The organism is Streptomyces ureilyticus, from assembly GCF_011045025.1.
GTDB classification, from domain to species: Bacteria; Actinomycetota; Actinomycetes; order Streptomycetales; family Streptomycetaceae; genus Streptomyces; species Streptomyces ureilyticus.
This window is the reverse complement of the sequence record NZ_JAAKZX010000109.1, coordinates 1-21574: the sequence shown is the minus strand read 5'-3', so window position 1 is coordinate 21574 and position 21574 is coordinate 1. Positions and strand designations below refer to the sequence as shown.

General features: G+C 69.8%; 20 protein-coding genes and 1 pseudogene. 9 read left to right on the top strand and 12 right to left on the bottom strand.

The window, feature by feature from the left end:
• The first annotated feature begins 170 nt into the window (after positions 1-170).
• Positions 171-1058 carry a L,D-transpeptidase family protein gene (locus G6048_RS28685; RefSeq protein WP_235990448.1) on the top strand — a complete coding sequence of 296 codons (888 nt, stop codon included), beginning with the start codon at positions 171-173 and terminating at the stop codon, positions 1056-1058.
• Between the two features lie 298 nt (positions 1059-1356).
• Here G6048_RS28685 and G6048_RS28680 read toward each other — a convergent pair whose 3' ends face one another.
• From G6048_RS28680 to G6048_RS28645, 8 genes and pseudogenes are all read right to left on the bottom strand, one after another.
• Entirely contained in the window at positions 1357-2436 is a 1080-nt protein-coding gene (locus G6048_RS28680) for a hypothetical protein (RefSeq protein WP_206342237.1), read from the bottom strand.
• Positions 2436-3098: an RNA polymerase sigma factor gene (locus G6048_RS28675; RefSeq protein WP_165342502.1), complete on the bottom strand. Its 663-nt coding sequence runs from the start codon at positions 3096-3098 to the stop codon at positions 2436-2438. Before G6048_RS28675 ends, G6048_RS28680 begins: the two co-directional genes overlap by 1 nt.
• A gap of 1077 nt (positions 3099-4175) precedes the next feature.
• A pseudogene (locus G6048_RS28670) lies at positions 4176-5603 on the bottom strand (AAA family ATPase); the annotation flags it as partial.
• Between the two features lie 380 nt (positions 5604-5983).
• Complete coding sequence (locus G6048_RS28665; protein ID WP_165342484.1) at positions 5984-6646, bottom strand: hypothetical protein; 663 nt, start codon at positions 6644-6646, stop codon at positions 5984-5986.
• 36 nt (positions 6647-6682) lie between these two features.
• Complete coding sequence (locus G6048_RS28660; protein ID WP_165342501.1) at positions 6683-7300, bottom strand: RNA polymerase sigma factor; 618 nt, start codon at positions 7298-7300, stop codon at positions 6683-6685.
• Positions 7301-7458: 158 nt separating this feature from the next.
• Entirely contained in the window at positions 7459-8034 is a 576-nt protein-coding gene (locus tag G6048_RS28655; RefSeq protein WP_165342483.1) for a hypothetical protein, read from the bottom strand.
• Positions 8035-8154: 120 nt separating this feature from the next.
• The gene (locus tag G6048_RS28650; protein ID WP_165342482.1) at positions 8155-8664 is read right to left on the bottom strand and encodes a hypothetical protein; all 510 of its coding nucleotides are present in this window, start codon (positions 8662-8664) and stop codon (positions 8155-8157) included.
• A gap of 110 nt (positions 8665-8774) precedes the next feature.
• Positions 8775-10250 (bottom strand): family 20 glycosylhydrolase, encoded by a 1476-nt coding sequence (locus G6048_RS28645; protein ID WP_235990446.1) that lies wholly within the window; start codon positions 10248-10250, stop codon positions 8775-8777.
• 399 nt (positions 10251-10649) lie between these two features.
• On the opposite strand from G6048_RS28645, the gene G6048_RS28640 reads away from it, so the two are divergent.
• The 5 genes from G6048_RS28640 to G6048_RS28620 all read left to right on the top strand — a co-directional run bounded on the left by G6048_RS28640 (position 10650) and on the right by G6048_RS28620 (position 14795).
• Entirely contained in the window at positions 10650-11195 is a 546-nt protein-coding gene (locus tag G6048_RS28640) for a 2-oxo-4-hydroxy-4-carboxy-5-ureidoimidazoline decarboxylase (protein WP_165342499.1), read from the top strand.
• A 175-nt stretch (positions 11196-11370) separates the two neighbouring features.
• Complete coding sequence (sdhC, locus tag G6048_RS28635) at positions 11371-11751, top strand: succinate dehydrogenase, cytochrome b556 subunit (RefSeq protein ID WP_165342481.1); 381 nt, start codon at positions 11371-11373, stop codon at positions 11749-11751.
• Positions 11752-11756: 5 nt separating this feature from the next.
• Entirely contained in the window at positions 11757-12248 is a 492-nt protein-coding gene (locus G6048_RS28630; protein ID WP_165342480.1) for a succinate dehydrogenase hydrophobic membrane anchor subunit, read from the top strand.
• Positions 12249-12267: 19 nt separating this feature from the next.
• Positions 12268-14022, top strand: a complete 1755-nt coding sequence (sdhA, locus tag G6048_RS28625) for a succinate dehydrogenase flavoprotein subunit (RefSeq protein WP_165342479.1) — start codon at positions 12268-12270, stop codon at positions 14020-14022.
• The gene (locus G6048_RS28620) at positions 14022-14795 is read left to right on the top strand and encodes a succinate dehydrogenase iron-sulfur subunit (protein WP_165342478.1); all 774 of its coding nucleotides are present in this window, start codon (positions 14022-14024) and stop codon (positions 14793-14795) included. The genes sdhA and G6048_RS28620 overlap by 1 nt, the downstream gene beginning before the upstream one ends.
• Before the next feature lie 86 nt (positions 14796-14881).
• Here the strand turns inward: G6048_RS28620 and G6048_RS28615 are convergent, their stop codons facing one another.
• The 3 genes from G6048_RS28615 to G6048_RS28605 all read right to left on the bottom strand — a co-directional run bounded on the left by G6048_RS28615 (position 14882) and on the right by G6048_RS28605 (position 16339).
• Complete coding sequence (locus G6048_RS28615) at positions 14882-15151, bottom strand: TM2 domain-containing protein (RefSeq protein ID WP_165342477.1); 270 nt, start codon at positions 15149-15151, stop codon at positions 14882-14884.
• 332 nt (positions 15152-15483) lie between these two features.
• Positions 15484-15894 (bottom strand): DUF2752 domain-containing protein, encoded by a 411-nt coding sequence (locus tag G6048_RS28610; RefSeq protein ID WP_165342476.1) that lies wholly within the window; start codon positions 15892-15894, stop codon positions 15484-15486.
• Positions 15884-16339, bottom strand: coding sequence for a TM2 domain-containing protein (locus G6048_RS28605; protein WP_165342475.1), 456 nt, complete (start codon positions 16337-16339; stop codon positions 15884-15886). The genes G6048_RS28610 and G6048_RS28605 overlap by 11 nt, the downstream gene beginning before the upstream one ends.
• Positions 16340-16580: 241 nt before the next feature.
• Between G6048_RS28605 and G6048_RS28600 the strand changes: the two genes are divergently transcribed.
• Together G6048_RS28600 and G6048_RS28595 are read left to right on the top strand one after the other, a co-directional pair.
• Entirely contained in the window at positions 16581-17369 is a 789-nt protein-coding gene (locus G6048_RS28600) for a LamG domain-containing protein (RefSeq protein WP_165342498.1), read from the top strand.
• Positions 17370-17636: 267 nt separating this feature from the next.
• A complete protein-coding gene (locus tag G6048_RS28595; RefSeq protein WP_328827223.1) occupies positions 17637-18458 on the top strand; it encodes a TetR/AcrR family transcriptional regulator in 822 nt (273 codons plus the stop codon).
• Between the two features lie 59 nt (positions 18459-18517).
• On the opposite strand, the gene G6048_RS28590 is transcribed toward G6048_RS28595, so the two are convergent.
• On the bottom strand, positions 18518-20968 hold the full coding sequence (locus tag G6048_RS28590; protein ID WP_165342496.1) for an MMPL family transporter: 2451 nt from the start codon (positions 20966-20968) through the stop codon (positions 18518-18520).
• A 208-nt stretch (positions 20969-21176) separates the two neighbouring features.
• On the opposite strand from G6048_RS28590, the gene G6048_RS28585 reads away from it, so the two are divergent.
• Positions 21177-21574 (top strand): response regulator transcription factor (locus G6048_RS28585; protein ID WP_165342495.1); only part of this gene is annotated, 398 nt, incomplete at its 3' end.

Here is a 21574-nt window from a genome sequence, read left to right as displayed (position 1 = left end):
GAGGCGCAGGCTGGGAGCTTGCTCACAGCCTGGACGAGACCCCGGTCACAACCCGCGCGCAACCACGCGCCCGGTCACCACCATGCCCCGTAGTTCGCAACCAAGCACCCCCGGGAAACATCACAAAAGGGCACAGTGAGCAACGGGGGGTCCAAATGCGTACTCCAGGCATGTGGAGATCAGTCACGGCTGTCGTGGTGCTGGCCGCGGTGAGCGGCTGTACGGTCCAGGCCACCGGTACGTCCGGTACGTCCGCCGAGCCGTACCCGGTACGTTTCTCGACGGCGCCGGTCAAGACCCCCGACCACCTCAAGCCCGGGAGTCCCGAGAAGCCTGCTCAGCCCGCCGAACCGGCCGACCCGACCAGGGACGACGCCAGTCCCTCGCAAGCCGCGAAGCCTCCGAAGCCCGCCCCTGCGCCGCCTCCCAAGATGCTCTGGGCGCGCGGCGATCAGGGCAGGGACGTACGCGAGGTGCAGGCCCGGCTGCGTCAGATCGCCTGGTTCTTCCAGGCCCCGACGGGGACGTACGGACCGGCGACGGTCGCCGCCGTCAAGGGCTTCCAGAGCAAGCGGGGGCTGCCGCGGACCGGGAAGACCGACACCGTGACCTGGCGGCGGCTGCTCACCATGACGCACGAGCCGGGCAAGTGGGAGCTGTACGCGGCGGGCGACCAGCCGGCCGCGAAGCCGGACCCGCGCTGTATGACGGGCCGGGTGATGTGCATCAGCAAGACGAGCCGCACGCTGCGCTGGATGATCGACGGCAGGACTCTGTCGACGGTGGATGTGCGCTTCGGCTCCCAGTACACGCCCACCCGGGAAGGCGAGTTCAGCGTCACCTTCAAGTCACGCCACCATGTGTCGACGCTGTACGACACCCCCATGCCGTACGCGATGTTCTTCAGCGGCGGCCAAGCGGTCCACTACTCCTCGGACTTCGCGGCGACCGGCTACAACGGCGCCTCGCACGGCTGCGTGAACGTACGGGACGAGGCGAAGATCGCGGCGCTGTTCGCACAGGTGAGGAGCGGCGACAAGGTCGTCGTCTACTGGTGAGCGCCGAGGTCGGGAGACGGCGAGGAGAGTGGGGCGCGGGCGGGACCGGGGGAACGTGTCCCGCCCGCGCCGATGTGCACTGAGCCATGGGTACGGGGGGAACCCGGGCTCGTGCGCCAGCCGATGACCAGTCGGCTCACTTAATACTGCGCTACCGCGGTCGAAAGTGTCACACCCTGCTGACCGAACCTTTGAAGGCGTACGAAAACGCAGGTCAGGGCCGGGATGGAGTCAACGTCAGCGGAGTCGTGCCGCCCTCTGAGGCCGAGGCCGACGTCTCCCCGCCGGGAGTGGTCCCCTAGGCGGAGGTGAAAATGCGGGCCGGGATGGCGCGGCGCTGGACGTCCCTGGTCGGGACGTGGCTGGTCGGGGTGTCGTCGGTCGGGGTTATGTCACCCGGCTCGTCGTCGTTGCCCTTCCCGTCCTTGCCGCCCTTCCCTCCCTTGCCGCCCTTCCCGTTCCTGTCGCCGCCCTTGTCGTCACCGTCATCGGAGTCGTCGGCGTCGTCACCGGAGCCCTTGCCGTTCCCTTCGGGCGCGGCGTGCTCCCGGCCCTCGGACTGCTGAAGGACGTTCGTGCAGTACTGCCGCACGCGCTCGGGCCCGCTCGCCGCCTCTTCCAGGCTGCGTCTGCGGTCGGGGGCGAGTTTCTTGCCGTCACGGACGTCCCGGCAGGCGGCGGTGACCTTCTTCCACCAGTCCTGGGAGCGCGCCTCGTTGCCGGCGCCGCCCACTCCGGGCCGCGGGGGCGTGCTCCCCGGCGTCTTCTCGGGCCGTTCGTCGCTGCCCGGAGCCGAGGGGGAGCCGTCGCCGGTCGGACCGCCCGTATCGCCGTCCGGTTTCGGAACGTCGGGGGCGCCGCCCCGTGTCTCGCCGGGGGACGGAGTGATCAGCGGACGCTGCGGTTTCTCGGGCGCGGTCACCGTCGCCCCGGGTTCCGGATCCTCGGCCGTGAACGGCAGCACACCGCCCGTGGCGGCCATCGCCGCCCCGCCGAGCATCCCGGCGGCCAGCGTGGCGGCGAGCCCATAACGCACCGAGCGGCCCACGCGGGACGGACCGCGACGGCCCGCCGAGGCGCGGCCGAGGTGGACGAGTCCCGCGTCGGCGGAGGTGGCCGTGTGCGCATGGCCGCGGCGCCCGAGGGTCGCGTGCTCTTCGTCCCTGCCGGTGCGCGCCTTGCGGAAGGCGGCCAGCGCATTGGCCTCGCCCGGGAGTTCCGCGCTGCTCGGCGGGGGTTCGGCGGTCAGCGCGCCCAGTGCGCGGACCAGCCGGTCGGCCTGATCGCGGTTGTCGGCGCCGACGCTTTCGAGTGGCTCTCCGCGCAGCAGTTGTTCCGCGGCACCGCGGTCCAACCACTTGTACTGCTCGTCGGCCATCACATGTCCTTCTGCGTCCGCGAACGCATATGCGTCACACCTGCGGACGACACCGCGTCGCTGCGCGGCTCTCTTTGTGGGGGTACGGCACTCAGTGCGCCGGCGGATTCCGGATCCGCGCCGAGCAGCTCCGCGAGCCGCTTCAGACCGCGGTGCGCCGCCGTACGGACGGCTCCCGGGCGCTTGCCCAGCGTCTCGGCGGCGGTCTTCGCGTCCAGGCCGACGACGACGCGCAGCACGACGGCCTCCGCCTGGTCCTGCGGAAGCTGGGCTATGAGGGAGAGGGTGTGGCCGGTGGCGAGCGCCTCGATGGCCTCACCTGCGGTGTCGGACTCGGCCGCCCGCCCGGTGAGCTCGGTCTCGTCGCCGCCGATCGCCGGGCGCCTGCCGCGCATCCGTATGTGGTCCAGGGCGCGGTTGCGGGCGATCCGGGCCGCCCAGCCGCGGAAGCGGTCGGCGTCTCCGCTGAACCGTTCGAGGTCGCGGGCGATCTGCAGCCAGGCCTCGGAGGTGACGTCCTCGGCGTCCGGTTCGCCGACCAGCGTCCGTACGTAGCCGAGCAGCCGTGGGTGCACGGCTCGGTAGACAGTCCGGAACGCGGTCTCGTTTCCGTCCTGTGCCGCAAGCACCGCGGCGGTCAGCTCCGCGTCGTCCCCCAGCACGCGCGCCCCTTTTGCGCCTAAGCCGGCGCCGCTCTCGCGGACCGGGTTCTCGCTGTCGTCGTTCCTCAGTCGGTGGATGCGGTCCTGCCCCGCATCCGGCGCGAAATGCACGGTACGGCCAGAAAGCATCTGGCGTCCATGTGCGTACAACGTACAAGCAACTCATCCTGAGCCGGGGTGTGACAGAAAACGCACCCCCGGCGCTGTAGAGAGTACGGGTCGCCGCGCGGCCCGTACCGCGCGACGGTCGGGGCCTCTCCTGTGGGGGGTGGCGGCCCCGGCCGTCTCCGCGGCTTACCGGGCCTGACCTGGGGCGATGCCCGGCATCAGGGACCGACGTGGCCAACGCGTGACCAACGGACCAGACAGCGCACCTGATCTTGTCCAGCACGATGCGCCGAGTCGCCCCAGACGATGGACTCTCGGCCCCCTGCTGCTCGACGCTCGCCCTGCTGGGCTGACGCGACCCGTGCACGATGGCCTCCAGCCGGGTACTGGCACCGATCCTCTGGTAGAACGCTCGGAGCAGCCGGTACATCGCCCGCTCTGAATAGCCGGAGTCCGAGGCCAGCCGGGACACGGTCCAGCCGTCGGAGAGCCGACGCAACCAGGTGATCTCCTCCGCGGAGGGAACGGAGCCGCCCGGGGCCCGGCCGACCCGGCCGGTCATCAGGAGATCAGCGACCTCGGTCGGCATGGGTCATGGTCGCGCCACGATCAGTCGTGGACCTGCAACGCTGCACTCGCCTAGCGTCGGATCATCCGTCGACGCTAGGGGGAGGCGCACGTGGTGTACTCCGACAATCCTGGTCGCCGTTTCCATCGGTGCGTCAAGCGCCGCATCCCGCCGGCCGCCAGCAGACGCCAAAGCCCGGTACGTCCGCAAAGTAGCGGCGCAGTACCCGAAGTTCACACCGACGAGGTGCACGCCGAGATTTACTACGGCCGGGGCCGGCATGACATCTCCAAGGACATGGTGCGAAAGGTTCTTGCCCAGCCTCGCCCCCAACAGCAGCCTCGCCCCAGAACTCCGCTATGGCCATCCGGCCGTTGACGAAGGTCTGGGGGCCGCCCTTGTCAGCCGCTGTAAAGGGTGGGCAGATCGACCAGGAGGACGTCGCCACGACCGTGCGCCAGTTCAACCAGGTCGGGATAGAAGCCGTGCAATGAGTACCGGGCCAGCGTGGTGGCAGCGGTGTCGTACCCCTGGTCTGCGAGGAGCGTACGGATACGTTCCAGGCGCTCCAGGTCACCGGTCCCCCGGCGCGCCGCGGTCGCCTTGGCCTCGCCCAGCAGCGCGATCCTCGCGGGGGGGGCCTGCGGGCGCTCGCCGGCGGCCAGGGCGATCACGTCGACCTCGTGCTTCGTCCGGGCGGCCTGGTCGGCGACCTCGGTGGTACCGACCGGGCCGGGCAGTCCACTTGGCAACAGGGCGTGGGCGTAACGGCGGGTGAATTCGCGGGCCAGGTCCTCGAAGTGCGGTCCGAGGATCTTGGAGTTGAAGGTCGGAGCGGCCTGCTGCCACACCTGCTCGGCGAAGCCCTGCTCCACGGAGGCGGCCTGCGGGAGGGTGATGAGCTGGTTGAAGCGGATGACGGGGTCAGCGAGCGTGATGACGGGGTGCTTGGAGCGGAGGATGTCCTGTTCCCGCCGGATGTAGCCGGTGGATTCCAGGACTCCGAGCGGGTGGGCGACGGCGTTGCGCGGGCGCTCCAGGGCGGCACCGATCTTGCTGGGCGTGGTGGCGCCGTTCGCGATCGCGGTGAGGATGTCGTAGTACAAGGTGTGCTGCGTGATCCTCGGGTCCTCGCGCAGCAGGTACTCGGTCTCAGTACGCGAGTACACTGCCCGCCCCGGATCCAGCAGCGTCCGGGTGAGCCAGGTGTCGAAGCCGTCGTCCGGATGCGGGCGGGCGGCCACCGGCCGGTAGCCGGGTGCTCCGCCCAGGACCGCGTGCACCTTCAGCGCGGTCAGCGGGTCGGCGATCTGCCAGAAGGCCCGGCTGTCGCGGTAGTCGAAGGCGCCCAGCCGTAGATCGACCACGGCGCGTCCCCGCAGCGGCTTGGTCCCCGAGAGCAGTTCGTGCATGACGCTCATCGCGGAGCCGCACAGGATCAGCCGCGGCCCCGGCCCGGCACCCGGCCGGGCACCGCGCTGGCGCTCGTCGTAGATCTGTTGCAGCAGACCCGGGATCTCGGGCGAGTGCTGGAGCAGGTACGGCAACTCGTCGATCACCAGCAGCGGGTGCACCGAACGGGCGGTCACATCAAGGGCGTTGGACAAGACGTCACGCCAGTCAGTCAGGCGCAGGCTCCCCGGCCTCAGACCGGCATGCGTGGCGACCGCGTCACTGAACCGCTGGATCGCGGGCAGCCGTCCTTCCTCCCGGACCGCCGTCACGTACAGGCCGCCGACCTGCTCGGACAGGGCCTGCAGAAGGTATAACTTCCCATGCCGCCGCCGCCCCGACACGATACCGAGCCGCATCGCCGGGTCTGGATCGGTGTCCTCGCACCACCCTCACCGAACGAGGCCAAGCCGACGCGGCGCGCTGAGGGCTGCCCCGACGGCCGGACACGTGACCAGCGCGTGACCAGTAGCGGTCAGGAACAGCCAGAAACACCTAGATGAGGGCCGGTCCAGACGGGAAGCAAGAACTTGCACCCGGACAGCAAAATGCCTGGTCAGGAGCCCTTTATGCTTCTGTCGGACCAGGGGTGGCGGCCCCGGCCGTTGCCATCGGCCGTGGTCACGTTGCCGTCGCAGACGCCGGGCCACGCGCTTTCTCCGGGCATAGCCGGGCACACCGCCATTGCCCTCCGGGCACACCGCCGTTGTTCTCCGGGCGCATCGCCGCATCGGATCAGTGGCCGATCAGTGCCGGATCAGTTCTTCGGGCCCTTGGTGGAGCCGTCGCCGGAGTTCTCCGAAGGTGTGGCCGCCTTGCCGGGCTCGCTCGGGTTGGTCGGCTGATTCGGAGTGGCCGGCTGGTTCGAATGGGGCGGCTGATTCGGAGTCGCCGATTGGCTCGGACTGGCGGGCTGGTTCGGAGTGGCCGACCTGTCGCCCGTACGGGGGTCCGGTGAGCCCGGCTTCTTGACCGGCTGACCGGAGGGCCCGGCCTCATGGTCCCGGGCGGGCGGCGGCCGGTCGGAGGGTGTGGCGGAGAAACCGTCGCTCTGCCCGGGCGTCCCGGGCCCGGCGGCGGGATCCTCCGAGGTCCTGTCCGGTGCGCTCTTCGAGGGCCGCGGTACGTCCCTGCCGTCGTCCGAGGGGCCGATCGAGCCGATCGACGCGATGGCCACCCCGCCGAGGGTCGCGCTCACCATCAGCGCGGCCAGCGTCGCCCGCAGCGAACGCCCGAGCCTGCGGTGGGCCCGCGGCCGCCAGTCGTCCCGCCACCGGGTGCGCGCGCCATGGGCTCCCGACTGGCGGGCGGTGCGGAAGGCGGCGAGGGCCCGGTCCTCGGCGCCGGGGTCGAGGGAGTCGGCGCGTACGGCGGCGGCGAGGAGGTCCTCAAGGGTGGGTGCGTCGTGTCGTTCACCCATGTCCGAGTCCACCCTTGCCCAAAGATCGCGTGCCGTTCATCCCGACTCCCCCAGCGTCCTCGGGCCGTCATCCGTCACACCTTCGGCACCCAACTGGCGGGCGAGGGTCTTCAAGCCCCGGTATGCGGCGGTACGTACCGCTCCGGGACGCTTGCCCAGCACACGCGCCGCGGCGGGGCCGTCGAGGCCGACCACGACCCGCAGCAGCACGGCCTCGGCCTGGTCGCGCGGCAGTCGCGAGACCAGCTCCAGGGCGTACTCCGTGGAGATCGACTCCAGTGCCTGCTCGTGCGTGTCGTGTACGCCGGGGAGTCCCAGGACGTCCTGTTCCAGCACCGTCGGCCGCGGCCGGGTCTTCTGCCGCCGCAGATGGTCGAGCGCCCGGTGCCGGGCGATGGTCGCGGTCCAGCCGCGGAATCCGGCCCCGTCCCCGCGGAACCGCCCCAGATCCCGGGCGATTTCCAGCCAGGCGTCCGAGGCCACGTCCTCCGCGTCGTCACCGACCAGACCGCGCAGATAGCCGAGCAGTCCGGGCTGCACCATTCGGTACGCGACCGAGAAGGCGTCCTCGTCGTCTTCCTGCGCCCGTGCGACGGCCACGCCCAGTTCCCCGTCGGCCGCCTGTCCGCGGCGGGGTTCGCCTGCCTGGCCCAACACTGTCCTCGTTCGCACCGAGTTCGTACCGAGATCCGCGCCACGCGTCATGGATCACCTCGAAGGCGTGCCCTGGGCCTGTCCCCCAAGGCGATCAGCGCCGGGATGGCCGGAAACGTCACAGCGCACGCGGGCGGGCAGCCTCCTGAGGTCGCCTCTCAGACCCGCCCGCGGGCCCGCCGGGACACGACCGCGCGCAGTACGCGCCGCCCCTCCGTGGACAGGTCCAGAGCCTGCCGCAGACTCGCGGGGCCGCCGCCGGACAGCAGCTCGAGTATGGCGATCTGGCGGCGCAGTTCGGCGGCGACGAGGGGCGACATGTCCTGCGTACGGCCCTCGCGGCGGGCCGACACCGAGGACGCGCTGTCGTCCGCCGCGTCCAGCAGCCGGTGCACCTGGAGGGCGGCCACCGAGCAGGCGTCGGCCCATTCGCGCAGGTTCTCGGCGGAGCGCTCCACCGGTGCGGCGTCGAGCATGCGGTGGGCGAGCGCGGCGGCCTCGCCCTCGGAGGCTTCCAGGACATCCGGAGCCTGAGAGGCAACCAGCTCCGCCCGGGCCCGCTCCACGCGCTCGCCCCAGTCCGCGGTCTCGGCTCCCTCGGCGAGGCTCGCCCACAGCGGGCGCAGCGCCTCGTCGTCACCGCCCAGCAAGGGTATGCAGCGGTCCAGGCACGCCAGACCGCTGGCGGCAAGACCGCGTTCGTCGGCCTGAGCGATCAGTTCCACCAGGCTCATCCACGCCTCCCTACGGTGGGGCGCCTCTTGTTGCGGAGCCCGCACTTCCCCTTACTGCGTCCTCCGTGGCCGGAACGTCACAGTGCGGAGTGGCCGGATCTCGCCGGATCTCGCGAGGTCTCAGCCACGCATCACCCCGAGCCGGTCCAGGAACTGGAAGAAGAGCATCTCGGCGGACGGGTCCGCGTCCGCGGTGAACACCTCGAGAAGCTGCTCCTCCTCCGCCGTACGTCCCGCCGCGGCGGCCCAGGCCACGGCCCGCTCGGCGGCGTCGCGGGGCTCCAGGAAGTAGTCCTCGACCGTCAGCCCGTTCTCGGCACCCCCTACGTAACCGGCCATCGCGTCCCGTGCCAGGCAGCCCGTCCACGACGCGCTCTCCGGCGCGGCGGCCTCCACGATCACGCAGGCGCTGTCCATGACGTACCCGAAGAGCGCGGGCGCGCCCGTCTCCTCGGCGAGGTGGCTCATGTTCCCGACATCACCGGTGCCGTCCTCGATCGGGTACTCCCACACCTGCCAGCCGTCGTCGGCCCTCTCATGCAGCGTCAGCCCCTTGGCCTCCGCCAACGCGTCCAGATCGGCGAGCGGCGACTCGCTCCTGCCGACGACGTAGTAGCCCCAGTAACCCATTCCGGCTCCCCCCGGCGTTGCAGCAGTTCAACTCGGCCCCAACGTCATCACAGTCGTACGGCCGTTCGCCACCGAAACGGTCAACTCGCCCCAACCGCACAGGCTCGACGTCAGCCCAGCTTCTGCGCCAGTTCGGTGAACTGACCCCACGACGCTTCCGGCGTCCGCGGATCCCACAGCTTCTGCCCCAGCGCCCGCAGCGGCATCCGGATCCCCGAGGCCACCTGGTCCTGGGTCTGGGAGTTCGCGAGATCGCACCAGACCGCGAAGGAGCCGCCGAGGATCTGGTCGTCGTACTGCTGGGAGACCGGGGTCGTGCCTCGCAGGACGAGGGGTGTCCACTGCTCGTAGATGCGCTGCCCGGTGGGGTAGACGAACTGGTTCGGCTGGCCGAGGACGTAGTAGAGGAACTCGTCGTTGTAGTTGATCACCTTGCGGCCGTCCCGCAGGTACTCGATGGGCTGGCGGGCACCGATCTCCTTGCCCGTCCAGTACGCGACCTGGATGTCGTCGGCGGCCTGGACGGCGCCCCCGGGGAAGAAGCCGTCGTTCCAGGCCCGCATCGTCCGGTCGTGCCCGCGCATCAGCTTGGCGCGGTCGTTGAGCCACCCGGCCGCCAGGTCCGCGACGCCCGCGTTCGCCCCGTACTTCCTCTGCGCGGCCGCGGCCAGCTGCGGATACGAGGCCTCGGGGTTCGAGACCATCAGCGCCCGGTACTCGTCGGCGCCCAGGTGCCAGTAACGCCCGGGGAACAGCTCCGCGTACTCGTTCAGCAGCTCGTCCACGAGCTCCGCCGCCGCGGGCTTGGAGATGTCGACGGCCCCTTGCGCGGCCACGCCGTTCACATTGCGCAGCTGGAGGTCGGGGTGCGCGTCGAGCACCGCACCGAGGTGGCCCGGCGAGTCGATCTCGGGGACGACGGTGATGTGCCGGCTCGCGGCGAGGTCGAGGATGCGGCGCACCTCGGCCTTGGTCAGATGCTGCTCCGACACGACCTCGGGATGCTTGTCGGACTCGATCCGGAAGCCCTGGTCGTCGGAGAAGTGCAGCCCCAATTGGTTGTACTTCAGATCGCCCAGCTCACGGATCCGGTCCTCGATCCACCCGGCCGTGAAGTGCTTGCGCGCGATGTCCAGCATGAACCCGCGCTGCGGCTTCGCGGGGCTGTCGCGTACGACCCCCTCGGGCGCCGTACCGTCCGCACGCACCGCCTGCTTCAGGGTGCGCGTCCCGTAGAAGACGCCCGCGTCGGCGGGCCCGCTGATCCGCACCCGGCCGTCCCGCACGGCCATCGTGTACGACTCGGCTCCGGCGTCCTCGTCGGTGAGCGCCAGTTGTACGTCCCCGTCGCGGGCCTCGCCCGTCCCCGCGTACCTGAGCTTCAGCTCCCCGGCGAGCAGTCGGCCCTCGTCCGCGAGGTCGGCGTCGTTCACGACCACGCGGCTCCCGTCGGCCGGACGCCAGCCGGGTCCGCGGGCGGGGGTGTGCTCGCGTACGGCCGGGATCGTCCGAGGCGTCGTCGACATCGGGTACGTACGACTGGGCGAGGGCGAGGCCGTGGGCGGGTCGGTGGGCTGCTGTGTCATCGGCGCGCCACTGCCCCCGCTCGGCCACAGAGAGACCGTCAGCGCCGCGGCCGCCGCCACGGCCACTCCGGTCCCGACCAACAGAGGCCTCCGGCTCCTGGCCGACTGGGCCCTCCGGCCCGTCATCGCCCGGCGCCCACGCCTGTTCACCACAGATCACCCAATCATTTGCCTTGCTCGTTCCCCCCGCGAACCTAGGTCTTGGCCCTAGCCCTCACCTCACCACGCCCCCGTCCACCACACGATCCGAAACTCTGCCGTCCGGGTGAAATTCGGGCATCCGACGGACACCTTCCGTCAGCCTCGATAGCGTGAATGTCACATCTCACACTTGATCCACTCCCGTTTCATACGTGAGGCCCCCACAGGAGCTTCACCGGACCGCCGAGGAACCCCACACTGCCTGCGCACCGTCCTTCTCGCCACTCCGGGCAGGTCGTCGCCCTACCCGGGCAGACCCGCTCCAGACCGAGCCCCACAGGCCTGGAGCGGTTCAACGCCGCACCCGCCGACACGGCCGAACGGGCCCTGCTCGCCTGCTGCGGCAGCCACCGCTGGGCCCGCCGCCTCGCCGCCCACCGCCCCTACCCGGACCTGGCCGCCCTGCTCGCCGCGGCCGACGAGGCGGCATACGACCTGTCTCCCGCCGACCTATCCGAGGCCCTGGCCCGCGAGCCCCTCCCGCACATCCCCGCCGACGCCCACTCCGTGGCCCATACGGCCCTGAGCGCGGCCCACGCGGCGTACGAGGCCCGCTTCGGCCACGTGTTCGTCATCTGCCTCGACGACATGTCCCCCGAGGAAGCTCTCGACCAGGTGCTCGCCGCCATCCGGTCACGTTTGGCAAACGATCCCGAGGAGGAACGTTGCCTCACGGCGGAAGAGCTGCGCGCCCTGACAAGAGGGCGCTTGTCACGTATGGCCCGTGCGGGGGCGCCCCTCTAGGGGAAGCCGCCCTCGGTAGCCGGACACTGCCTTTTGGATCACATCGGGTAGGCCCGCTGTAAGCATCCCGACAGCACGTCGCTACGATGGCCAGGGCCGGTGGACCGTACCCGGCCGGGCCCGACCGACAGCACAAGCCGGCGCGGCCCCGATCCCCGCTCCCGGAGGAAATTCCGTGCCGGCTGGAACGCTGTACCGCGGCCGGGAAGGAATGTGGTCCTGGGTGGCTCATCGAGTCACCGGCGTCCTCATCTTCTTCTTCCTGTTCGTACACGTGCTGGACACCGCTCTCGTCCGTGTCTCCCCCGAGGCCTACGACAACGTCGTGGCCACCTACAAGACGCCGATCGTCGCGCTGCTGGAGTACGGCCTCGTCGCCGCGATCCTCTTCCACGCGCTCAACGGTCTGCGGGTCATCGCCGTCGACTTCTGGTCCAAGGGCCCGCGCTACCAGAAGCAGATGCTCTGGACGGTCATGGGCATCTGGGTCGTGCTGATGATCGGGGCGCTGTACCCGATCCTCGGCCACGCCGTTCGCGAAGTCTTCGGGAGCTGAGCCTGATGTCCACTACTGAGAAGAGCGCCGCCTCCGGCATCGGCCCCGTCGAGGGCGCGGGCGAGACGGCGTACAGCGTCGACAACCCGGCGCCGTACATCGAGGCCCCGCGGCAGCGCACCAAGAAGACCCCCAAGTCGACCCGTGGCAACTTCGAGATGGCCGCATGGCTGTTCATGCGGCTGTCCGGCATCGTCCTGGTCGTCCTGGTCATCGGCCACCTGCTGATCCAGCTCGTCCTCGACGGCGGCGTCTCCAAGATCGGCTTCGCCTTCGTGGCCGGCCGCTGGGCCTCGCCCTGGTGGCAGACCTGGGACCTCGCCATGCTGTGGCTGGCGATGCTGCACGGCGCCAACGGCCTGCGTACGGTCATCAACGACTACGCGGAGCGGCCGAACACCCGGCTGTGGCTCAAGGGCCTGCTCTACACCGCCACGGTGTTCACCATCCTGCTGGGCACGCTGGTGATCTTCACCTTCGACCCGAACATCCGCTAGATCCGGGGCTACGAGACTCATGAAGATCCACAAGTACGACACCGTCATCGTCGGCGCGGGTGGCGCCGGCATGCGCGCCGCCATCGAGTCGACGAAGCGCAGCCGGACCGCGGTGCTGACCAAGCTCTACCCGACCCGCTCCCACACGGGCGCCGCGCAGGGCGGCATGGCCGCCGCGCTGGCGAACGTGGAGGAGGACAACTGGGAGTGGCACACCTTCGACACGGTCAAGGGCGGTGACTACCTGGTCGACCAGGACGCCGCCGAGATCCTGGCGAAGGAGGCCATCGACTCGGTCCTCGACCTGGAGAAGATGGGCCTGCCGTTCAACCGCACGCCGAACGGCACGATCGACCAGCGCCGCTTCGGCGGTCACAGCCGTAACCACGGCGAGGCCCCGGTCCGCCGGTCCTGCTACGCGGCCGACCGCACCGGCCACATGATCCTCCAGACGCTGTACCAGAACTGCGTCAAGGAGGGCGTGGAGTTCTTCAACGAGTTCTACGTCCTGGACCAGCTGATCACCGAGGTCGACGGCGTCAAGAAGTCGGCGGGCGTAGTCGCGTACGAGCTGGCGACCGGCGAGATCCACATCTTCCAGGCGAAGGCCGTGGTCTACGCGTCCGGCGGCTGCGGCAAGTTCTTCAAGGTGACGTCGAACGCGCACACCCTGACCGGTGACGGCCAGGCCGCCGTGTACCGGCGGGGCATCCCGCTGGAGGACATGGAGTTCTTCCAGTTCCACCCGACCGGCATCTGGCGCATGGGCATCCTGCTGACGGAAGGCGCCCGCGGTGAGGGCGGCATCCTCCGCAACAAGGACGGCGAGCGCTTCATGGAGAAGTACGCGCCGGTCATGAAGGACCTGGCGTCGCGTGACGTCGTCTCGCGGTCCATCTACACGGAGATCCGCGAGGGCCGTGGCTGCGGCCCCGAGGGCGACCACGTCTACCTCGACCTCACGCACCTCCCGCCGGAGCAGCTGGACGCCAAGCTCCCGGACATCACCGAGTTCGCCCGTACGTACCTGGGCATCGAGCCGTACACCGACCCGATCCCGATCCAGCCCACCGCGCACTACGCGATGGGCGGCATCCCGACGAACGTCGAGGGTGAGGTGCTGCTCGACAACACCACGGTCGTGCCGGGTCTGTACGCGGCCGGCGAGGTCGCCTGTGTGTCGGTGCACGGCGCGAACCGGCTGGGCACCAACTCGCTGCTCGACATCAACGTGTTCGGCAAGCGGGCCGGGATCGCCGCGGCGGACTACTCCCAGAAGGCCGAGTTCGTCGAACTGCCGGAGAACCCGGCGGAGTTCGTGATCGGCCAGGTCGAGATGCTGCGCGACTCGACCGGCACCGAGCGGGTGTCCGAGCTGCGCCGCGAGCTCCAGGAGACGATGGACGCCAACGTGATGGTGTTCCGTACGGAGCAGACCATCAAGACGGCGGTCGAGAAGCTCGCCGAGCTGCGTGCCCGCTTCAAGAACGTCTCGGTCCAGGACAAGGGCAAGCGGTTCAACACCGACCTCCTGGAGGCCATCGAGCTGGGCAACCTGCTCGACCTCGCCGAGGTCATGGCCGTCTCCGCGCTGGCCCGCAAGGAGTCGCGCGGCGGTCACTACCGCGAGGACTACCCGAACCGCGACGACGTCAACTTCATGCGCCACACCATGGCGTACCGCGCGGTGGGCGACGACGGCACCGAGTCGATCCGGCTCGACTACAAGCCGGTCGTCCAGACCCGCTACCAGCCGATGGAGCGTAAGTACTGATGGCAACCCCGACCTTCGAGAAGGAAGACGCCAAGCCTGAGCCGGGCTTCGCCGACTCCCCGTACATCACGGTCACCTTCCGGATCCGCCGCTTCAACTCGGAGGTCTCCGCGGAGGCGGCCTGGGAGGACTTCCAGGTCGAGATCGACCCGAAGGAGCGCGTCCTCGACGCGCTGCACAAGATCAAGTGGGACATGGACGGGACGCTGACGTTCCGCCGCTCCTGTGCGCACGGCATCTGCGGCTCGGACGCCATGCGGATCAACGGCAAGAACCGGCTCGCCTGCAAGACGCTGATCAAGGACATCAGCCCCGAGAAGCCGATCACGGTGGAGCCCATCAAGGGCCTGACGGTCCTGAAGGACCTCGTGGTCGACATGGAGCCGTTCTTCCAGGCCTACCGCGACGTCATGCCCTTCCTCATCACGAAGGACACCAACGAGCCGACGCGCGAGCGCTTCCAGACGGCCGAGGACCGCGAACGCTTCGACGACACCACGAAGTGCATCCTCTGCGCCGCCTGCACGTCCTCGTGCCCGGTGTTCTGGAACGACGGCCAGTACTTCGGCCCCGCCGCCATCGTCAACGCCCACCGCTTCATCTTCGACAGCCGTGACGAGGCGGGCGAACAGCGCCTGGAGATCCTCAACGACAAGGACGGCGTGTGGCGTTGCCGTACGACGTTCAACTGCACGGACGCCTGTCCGCGCGGTATCGAGGTCACGAAGGCGATCCAGGAAGTGAAGCGGGCGCTGATCACTCGCCGGTACTGAGTTCCTGTATGCGCGCGAGGGCCCCGTCTCCACTGGGAGACGGGGCCCTCGGCGTACTGCGGGGTACTCCGGGCTGTGAGCGGGTGTCAGCCGCGGAGCACGCGGCCCTGATTGTCGGTGCGGTCGTTGCTCGTGAAGAACAGGATCGCGTCGATCAGAGCCCAGATGCCGAGCCCACCGCAGGTGAGGAGCTGAGCGACGCCCACGCCGACGGAACCGACGTAGAAGCGGCCGATGCCCAAGTAGCCCAGGAAGAGCTGGAGAATGCCCGCGACGACCTTGGACTTGTCGGAGTACGGGCGACCCTGCGGGTCGTAACCGAACGGGGCGTCAGGGGTGGGGACGGGGACAGACATGCGCGAGTTGCTCCTGGCATACAGAGGATTGTGGAACGGAATGTTCCGAGCGGTTCGCAGGAGGAAAACCCATGACAAACCGCACGCATGCGCATGTGCTCGTCCCCCCCCTGCGGATCATGAAGCTTAGGGGGGCGGAGGGGGTGGGACGAGATAGGTGGGCTGATCGTATTCGTTCCGTGACCCGTTGGCTGAAAGGTCACTTGACACTTGTTCGAAGTCCGGTGCATTACGCGCCTTTAGGGGCGCAGACTGTGACAGCTGCGGCTGCGCCGCGTGGGCGCGACCAGCCACGACGCGCCCGCAGTCGAAACGCATGCCCAGTGCAGCGCTCAGTGCAGGTTGCGGACCACGGTCCAAACAACCGCCACGACAAGCACCAACGCCTGGGCGACGCGCCCGAGTTCAGGCCGCCACCGCCGGCCGCGCAGGCCCTCGATGGCCCACCGCCCCAGCAGGGCCAGTGCAAACGGCGAGGCCAGCAGCAGAAGCCGGTTGTCCTGCCAGGCGGCACTGAAGTGACCGTGCATCAGGTCGTACACCATGCGAGTCCCGCCGCACGCCGGGCACAGCAGCCCGGTGACGAGACGGAAGGGGCACTGGGGCAGCAGATGCCCCGGCTCATGCGGATCGGTGCCGTAGAGATAGCAGGCACCGGCGGCCCCGGCGACGAAAACGGCAAGTGGCGCCGTCGCCGGGTGCCGCAGTACGGATCCGGGCGCGGATCCGGACTCAGCCGCCACGCAGGACCCGCCCTTCGGAGTCGGTGTTGTTGCTGCCGGTCAGCAGGATGATGCCGTCGATCAGCGCCCAGATGCCGAAGCCGCCGCAGGTGAGAAGCTGGGCGATACCGATCCCCACGTGGCCGATGTAGAACCGGCCGATGCCCAAGTAGCCCAGCGTCAGCTGGAGCACTCCGGCGACGACCTTCGACTTGTCGGAGTACGGCCGCCCGTAGGGGTCGTAGCCGTACGGGGCGTTCGGATCACCCGTGTACATGCCGGGCTGCTGCGGCATGGGAGGCGGGTAACCGCCGCCCTGCGGGTACCCGTAGCCGGGCTGCTGCTGGTACGGGCCCTGCTGCTGCCCGCCGGCGTAGGGGTTCTGCCCCTTGTCGGGATTGGGGTTGGCGTTCGGATACCCGTACCCCGGCGGCTGGTTCGGGGGCTGCGGGGGCTGCTCAGTCAAGGCGACGACTCCTGTGTTCCGGTGCTCCGGTTGATGACCCGGTAGGCGAAAAAATAGACACGACCGCTCGTCATGTTGTCAGGCTGGACCGAGCGAGGGCCAGCCTGGGTTGCGACTTGCCCGTACAAATGACCACGTGCTGCCTGTTCGCGTGGTTGCACCGACCTCACAACTTCCGTGCGCACAGGTCGAGTTGCTGTGACGGACGGGACTCTTGTTACAGACTGGGCCCATGGCATCCCTGGCACCCCTGAGGAAGACCGCCGCGGCGCTGGCAGCCGCCACCGCGGTGCTGCTCGCGATACCCCCCACGGCCTCGGCAGGCCCCGCCCCGCACGACAAGCACGGCACGCTCGTACGGGAGAACTTCGACCGCCTCCCTCTCGGCCCGGTCACCGAGGGCCGCGGCTGGACCACCGACGCGGAAGGGGGCACGCTGGCCGTCGCGCCGAGCACCACCGGGCACGGCCGCGAACTCCGTATCCGTACGGAGGGCGACGGCCGTGCCTTCCTCGTCCTCGACGACCTCACCGTGCCCGGCAACAGCGCCTGGGCCCGCCTCCGCTTGCGCGTGGCCGACTTCCCCACGGCCCCCGACTGGGCCCACTGGACCATCGCGGAGGCCTCCGGCTCCGACTCCCCCACGCTGGTCCGCCCGCTCGGCGGCCAGTACGCCCCCACCGACAAGGGCAACTTCTGGGGCGTCGGCTCGGACCTGGGCCCCACCGGCGACTGGACCGCCTGGAAGACGTCCTCCCCCGCAACGGCCGGAAAATGGCAGTGCGTCGAGTTCCACCTGGACGCCACGGACAACCGCGTCACGGTCTACCTGGACGGCGTGGAACAGCCCGACCTGACGGTCTCCACCAACAACCACGGCGGCACCGAGGACGACTTCGTCTTCCCGACCTTCGACAAACTGAAGCTGGGCTGGCAGCTCTACCAGTCCGACCCCACGCCGCCCTCGTACGACGTCCGCCTGGACGACATCGCCGTGAGCACGCGACGCGTGGGCGGCTGCGGGGCCTGACCCAGGCGTCGGCTCGGGGTCGCAGGGGCGACCCCGAGCCCCGGTCGTGGCGTAGGCGCCACCGGGCCCCCGAGGTGGGCCGCACGCCCCCAAGAGGGCGGAGCTGTGACATTCTGCGGCTCCGCCGCGATGAAGGGTCCCCCGCTCTGGGGGTCCCCCCTGGCCCTTAAGGCACTGGGGGAGCAGCCGAGAGTGGGGGAGCGACCAGCCACGACGAACCCGCAGCTTCAAACCGCACCCCCAGCGGAGCGCCTAGGCTCTGGTGTCGTGCCAGCAGCGAAAGACAGTGCGAGCGAGGGCCGTCGCGCGGACTCCCGTGAGCCCAAAGGCTCCGCGGAGTCACAGGAGCCGCTCCCATCCCGTACGCCCGCCAAGAGTGAGCAGACGCGTGCCCTCATCCTGGAGACGGCGATGCGGCTGTTCCAGGAGCGGGGTTACGACAAGACGACGATGCGGGCCATCGCCAAGGAGGCCGGAGTCTCCGTCGGCAACGCGTACTACTACTTCTCCGGCAAGGAGCATCTGATCCAGGGCTTCTACGACCGGATCGGCGCCGAACACCAGGTGGCGGTCCGGTCGATCCTGGAGAGCGAGACGGGACTGGAGGCTCGATTCGCCGGGATTCTCAAGGCGTGGCTGGACGTCGCCGAGCCCTACCACGAGTTCGCGGTGCAGTTCTTCAAGAACGCCGCCGACCCCGACAGCCCGCTCAGCCCCTTCTCCCCGGAGTCGGAGCACGCGCGCGTGCAGGCGATCGGCGTCTGCCGAGAGGTACTGAGCGGCTCCAAGGCCAAGGTTCCGGCCGAACTGCGGGACCAGCTCCCCGAGTTGCTGTGGCTCTCCCAGATGGGGCTCGTCCTGTACTGGGTCTTCGACCGCACCGAAGGCCGCGAACGCAGCTACCGTCTCGCGGATCGCGGCGCCCGTCTCACCGCCCTGGGCATCTCCCTGGCCCGCTTCCGTACGCTGCGGCCCCTGGTCCGCGAGGTGCACGAACTGTTCACGGACTTCCTGCCGGGGATGACGAAGGCACTGCCCGATCCGAAGAAGAAGTCCGACCAGGACATGGCGAAGAGGCCCAAGCCGTAAGGGCCTTGGGCCTCCTCGCCGAGCAATCGAGCAAGCAGGCGACCAGCGGTCCGTAGCGGTCAGTTCACCGCGTCCACCTCGTCCTCCGCGAGCTCCACGTCGTACACCAGCGGCCCCTCGCCGACCGTCACCTGGCGGGCGCGGGCGGCATGCCCGGCAGCCGTGGCCGACAGGAGGTACGCACCCGGCCCGGGCACCGAGACGATGTACGAGCCGTCGGCCAGAGAGGTCACCTGGTCGAGGCGAAGGCCACCGCCCTGGGAGTGCAGGGTCAGTACGGCGCCCTCGACCGGCTCCCCGTCCGCACGGCGCACGAAGCCGTGAACCACGGTGGAGTGCGCCTTGTCGTCGGGCACGCGCGCGTGGGGCACGTTTTCGACGGCCCCGGTGGCCCCGCCGACTTCGACGGTCTCCTCCCGCGGCTCCACCGCGAGATGCGGCAGCCGCTTCTCCAGCCAGTCCGGCAGCCACCAGTTGGAGTTCCCCAGGAGGTGCATCGCGGCCGGCACCAGGGCCGTACGCAGGATGAAGGCGTCGAGCGCGACGGCCGCGGCCAGCCCGATGCCCGCCATCGCGCCCTCCATGTCACCGCTGAGCACGAAGGCCGAGAAGACGCAGATCATGATCAGGGCAGCGCAGTTGATGACCCGGCTGGTCTCGGCGAGGCCGACCCGGACCGCCCGCGCGTTGTCCTTGGTGTGCACCCACTCCTCGTGCATCCGGCTCACCAGGAACACCTGGTAGTCCATCGACAACCCGAAGAGCAGCGACAGCATGATGACCGGCAAGAAGGCGGTGATCGGCCCCTCCTTGCCGACCCCGAGGAGTTCCGTACCCCAGCCCCACTGGAAGATCGCCACCAGCACACCGAAGGACGCGGCCGCCGCGATCAGGTTCATCAGGGCGGCCGTCAACGGCACCACCAGGGAGCGGAAGGCCACCAGGAGGAGCAGGAACCCGAGCGTGATGATCGCCGCGATGAAGTACGGCAGCCGGTCGCCGGTCACGGACGCGAAGTCCTTGAAGATGGCGGTCACTCCGCCCACATGGGCCTCGGTGCCGGACTCCGGGATCACGTCGTCCCGCAGCCGGTCGATGAGCTGGTCCGTCTGCTCGGACTGCGGTGATGTGGTCGGCACGACCTGGATCACCGTGATGCCCTGGGCGGGCGGCGCGGCGGCGACCTGCGCGACACCCTCCGTCGAGCGGATGGCCGAGACGAGCGCGTCCGTGTCGCCGCGTTCGGCGACCACCTGGAGCGGGCCGTTGAAGCCGGGCCCGAAGCCCTCGGCGAGCAGGTCGTACGCCTGTCGTGTGGTCGTCGACTCCTGGTGGTTGCCCTGGTCGGTGGCGCCGAGCCGGAGCGACAGGACGGGCAGCGCGAGGATCACCATCGCGACCAGTGCCATGACGGCGACCGAGCGCGGGCGCCGCTCGACGAACGCGGACCAGCGTGCCGCGAGGCCGCTGGCCTCCTCGGACTCCGGTCCCGCGGCGGCGAGCCGGCGCCGCTGCCTGCGGCTGAGGACGCGCATGCCGAGCAGTCCCAGGAGCGCGGGCAGCAGGGTCGTCGCGGCCAGCACGCTCAGGACGACCGTCAGGGAGGTCGCGATGACCACGCCGTCCAGGAACCGCATGTTCATCACCAGCATTCCGGCGAGCGCGATGCACACCGTGCCGCCCGCGAACAGCACCGCCCGGCCCGAGGTGTTGAGGGCGGTTACGGCCGCCTCCTCGGGTTTCATCCCGCGCAGGATGCCCTTCCGGTGCCGCGTCACGATGAACAGCGCGTAGTCGATGCCGACGCCGAGGCCGATCAACGAGCCGAGCAGCGGGGCGACTTCGGGTACGTCGGTGACGTGGCTGAGCAGCGAGGTCGCCATCAGGCCCGTACCGAGCGCCGCGATCGCGACGACGAGCGGCAGCAGCATCGCGAAGAGCGAGCCGAAGGCGATGAAGAGGACGACGGCCGCGGCCACGATGCCGACCAACTCGGCGATGCCCGTCGGCGGCTCCTGGACGCGGGTGATCGCCTGACCGCCCAGCTCCACCTGGAGACCGGCGCGTTCGGCGTCCTGCGCCGTGTCGACGACGTCCTCCACCAACTCCTTGGGCACGCTGTTCGCCTGCTCGGTGAAGGTCACCTGGGCGTAGGCGATCCGCCCGTCCTCGCTGATCTGTGCGGCCCCCTGGGCGGCGTACGGGCTGCTGACCTCGCCGACGCCCTCCATGCGCCCGATCTCCTCGAGCGCGGGCTCGATCCGGGAGCGTACGGACTCGTCCCGTACCGTCCCGTCGTCGACCTTCCACACCACCGTGTCGGTGTCGCCCGAGCTCTGCGGGAAGGCCTTCTCCATCAGGTCGTACGCGCGTGTGGAGTCCGTGTTCGGGAGGGAGAAGCTGTTCGCGTAGTCCGTGCCCGCGGCGGAACCCGCGAAGCCCACCCCGAACAAGGCCCCCACCCACAGAAACAGGACCACCAGCCGGTGCCGATAGCACCACCGTGCCAATGTCGCCACGCCTCAACGCTCCTTAGTCGTCGGTCGGTTGGTCCCCCAGGTCCTGCGGCTCAGCATCGACTGCGCGGCGCGGGCGTGGACACGGCACGGCCATGACTCTCAAGGAACTCCAAAGCGCGCGGCGGCCCCGATGTCAGTGCCCCGGCCGATACTGGGGGACATGACCGCTCACATGGGGCACGAGGGGGAGACCGGGGACATGAGCGCGTACGACGGGGCCACCGTCCTGGTCGTCGAGGACGAGCCGAGCATCGCCGACGTCCTGGCCATCGCCCTGCGCTACCACCGCTTCGAGGTGATGACGGCGGGCACCGTCCGCCAGGCCCTCACCCTCGCGGAGCGCACGCGCCCCGACGCCGCGCTCCTCGACGTGATGCTGCCGGACGGCGACGGCCGGGCGCTGGGCCGTGAACTGCGCGAGCGCCAGCCCGACCTGGCCCTGGTGTTCCTGACCGCGCGCGACGCGCCCGCGGAGATCGTCGGCGCGCTCGGCTTCGGCGACGACTACATCACCAAGCCGTTCAACATCGACGAGGTCGTCGCCCGGATCACCGCGGTCCTGCGCCGCACCCGCCCCGCCGACGTCCTCCCCCAGCG

Bases quoted from the DNA above. Each gene is read 5' to 3' on its own strand.
- G6048_RS28615 (WP_165342477.1), bottom strand. From the start codon at position 15,151: ATGTCTGTCCCCGTCCCCACCCCTGACGCCCCGTTCGGTTACGACCCG.
- G6048_RS28645 (WP_235990446.1), bottom strand. From the start codon at position 10,250: ATGACACAGCAGCCCACCGACCCGCCCACGGCCTCGCCCTCGCCCAGT.
- G6048_RS28630 (WP_165342480.1), top strand. From the start codon at position 11,757: ATGTCCACTACTGAGAAGAGCGCCGCCTCCGGCATCGGCCCCGTCGAG.
- sdhA (WP_165342479.1), top strand. From the start codon at position 12,268: ATGAAGATCCACAAGTACGACACCGTCATCGTCGGCGCGGGTGGCGCC.
- G6048_RS28665 (WP_165342484.1), bottom strand. From the start codon at position 6,646: ATGGGTGAACGACACGACGCACCCACCCTTGAGGACCTCCTCGCCGCC.
- G6048_RS28650 (WP_165342482.1), bottom strand. From the start codon at position 8,664: ATGGGTTACTGGGGCTACTACGTCGTCGGCAGGAGCGAGTCGCCGCTC.
- G6048_RS28680 (WP_206342237.1), bottom strand. From the start codon at position 2,436: ATGGCCGACGAGCAGTACAAGTGGTTGGACCGCGGTGCCGCGGAACAA.
- G6048_RS28685 (WP_235990448.1), top strand. From the start codon at position 171: ATGTGGAGATCAGTCACGGCTGTCGTGGTGCTGGCCGCGGTGAGCGGC.
- G6048_RS28655 (WP_165342483.1), bottom strand. From the start codon at position 8,034: ATGAGCCTGGTGGAACTGATCGCTCAGGCCGACGAACGCGGTCTTGCC.
- G6048_RS28620 (WP_165342478.1), top strand. From the start codon at position 14,022: ATGGCAACCCCGACCTTCGAGAAGGAAGACGCCAAGCCTGAGCCGGGC.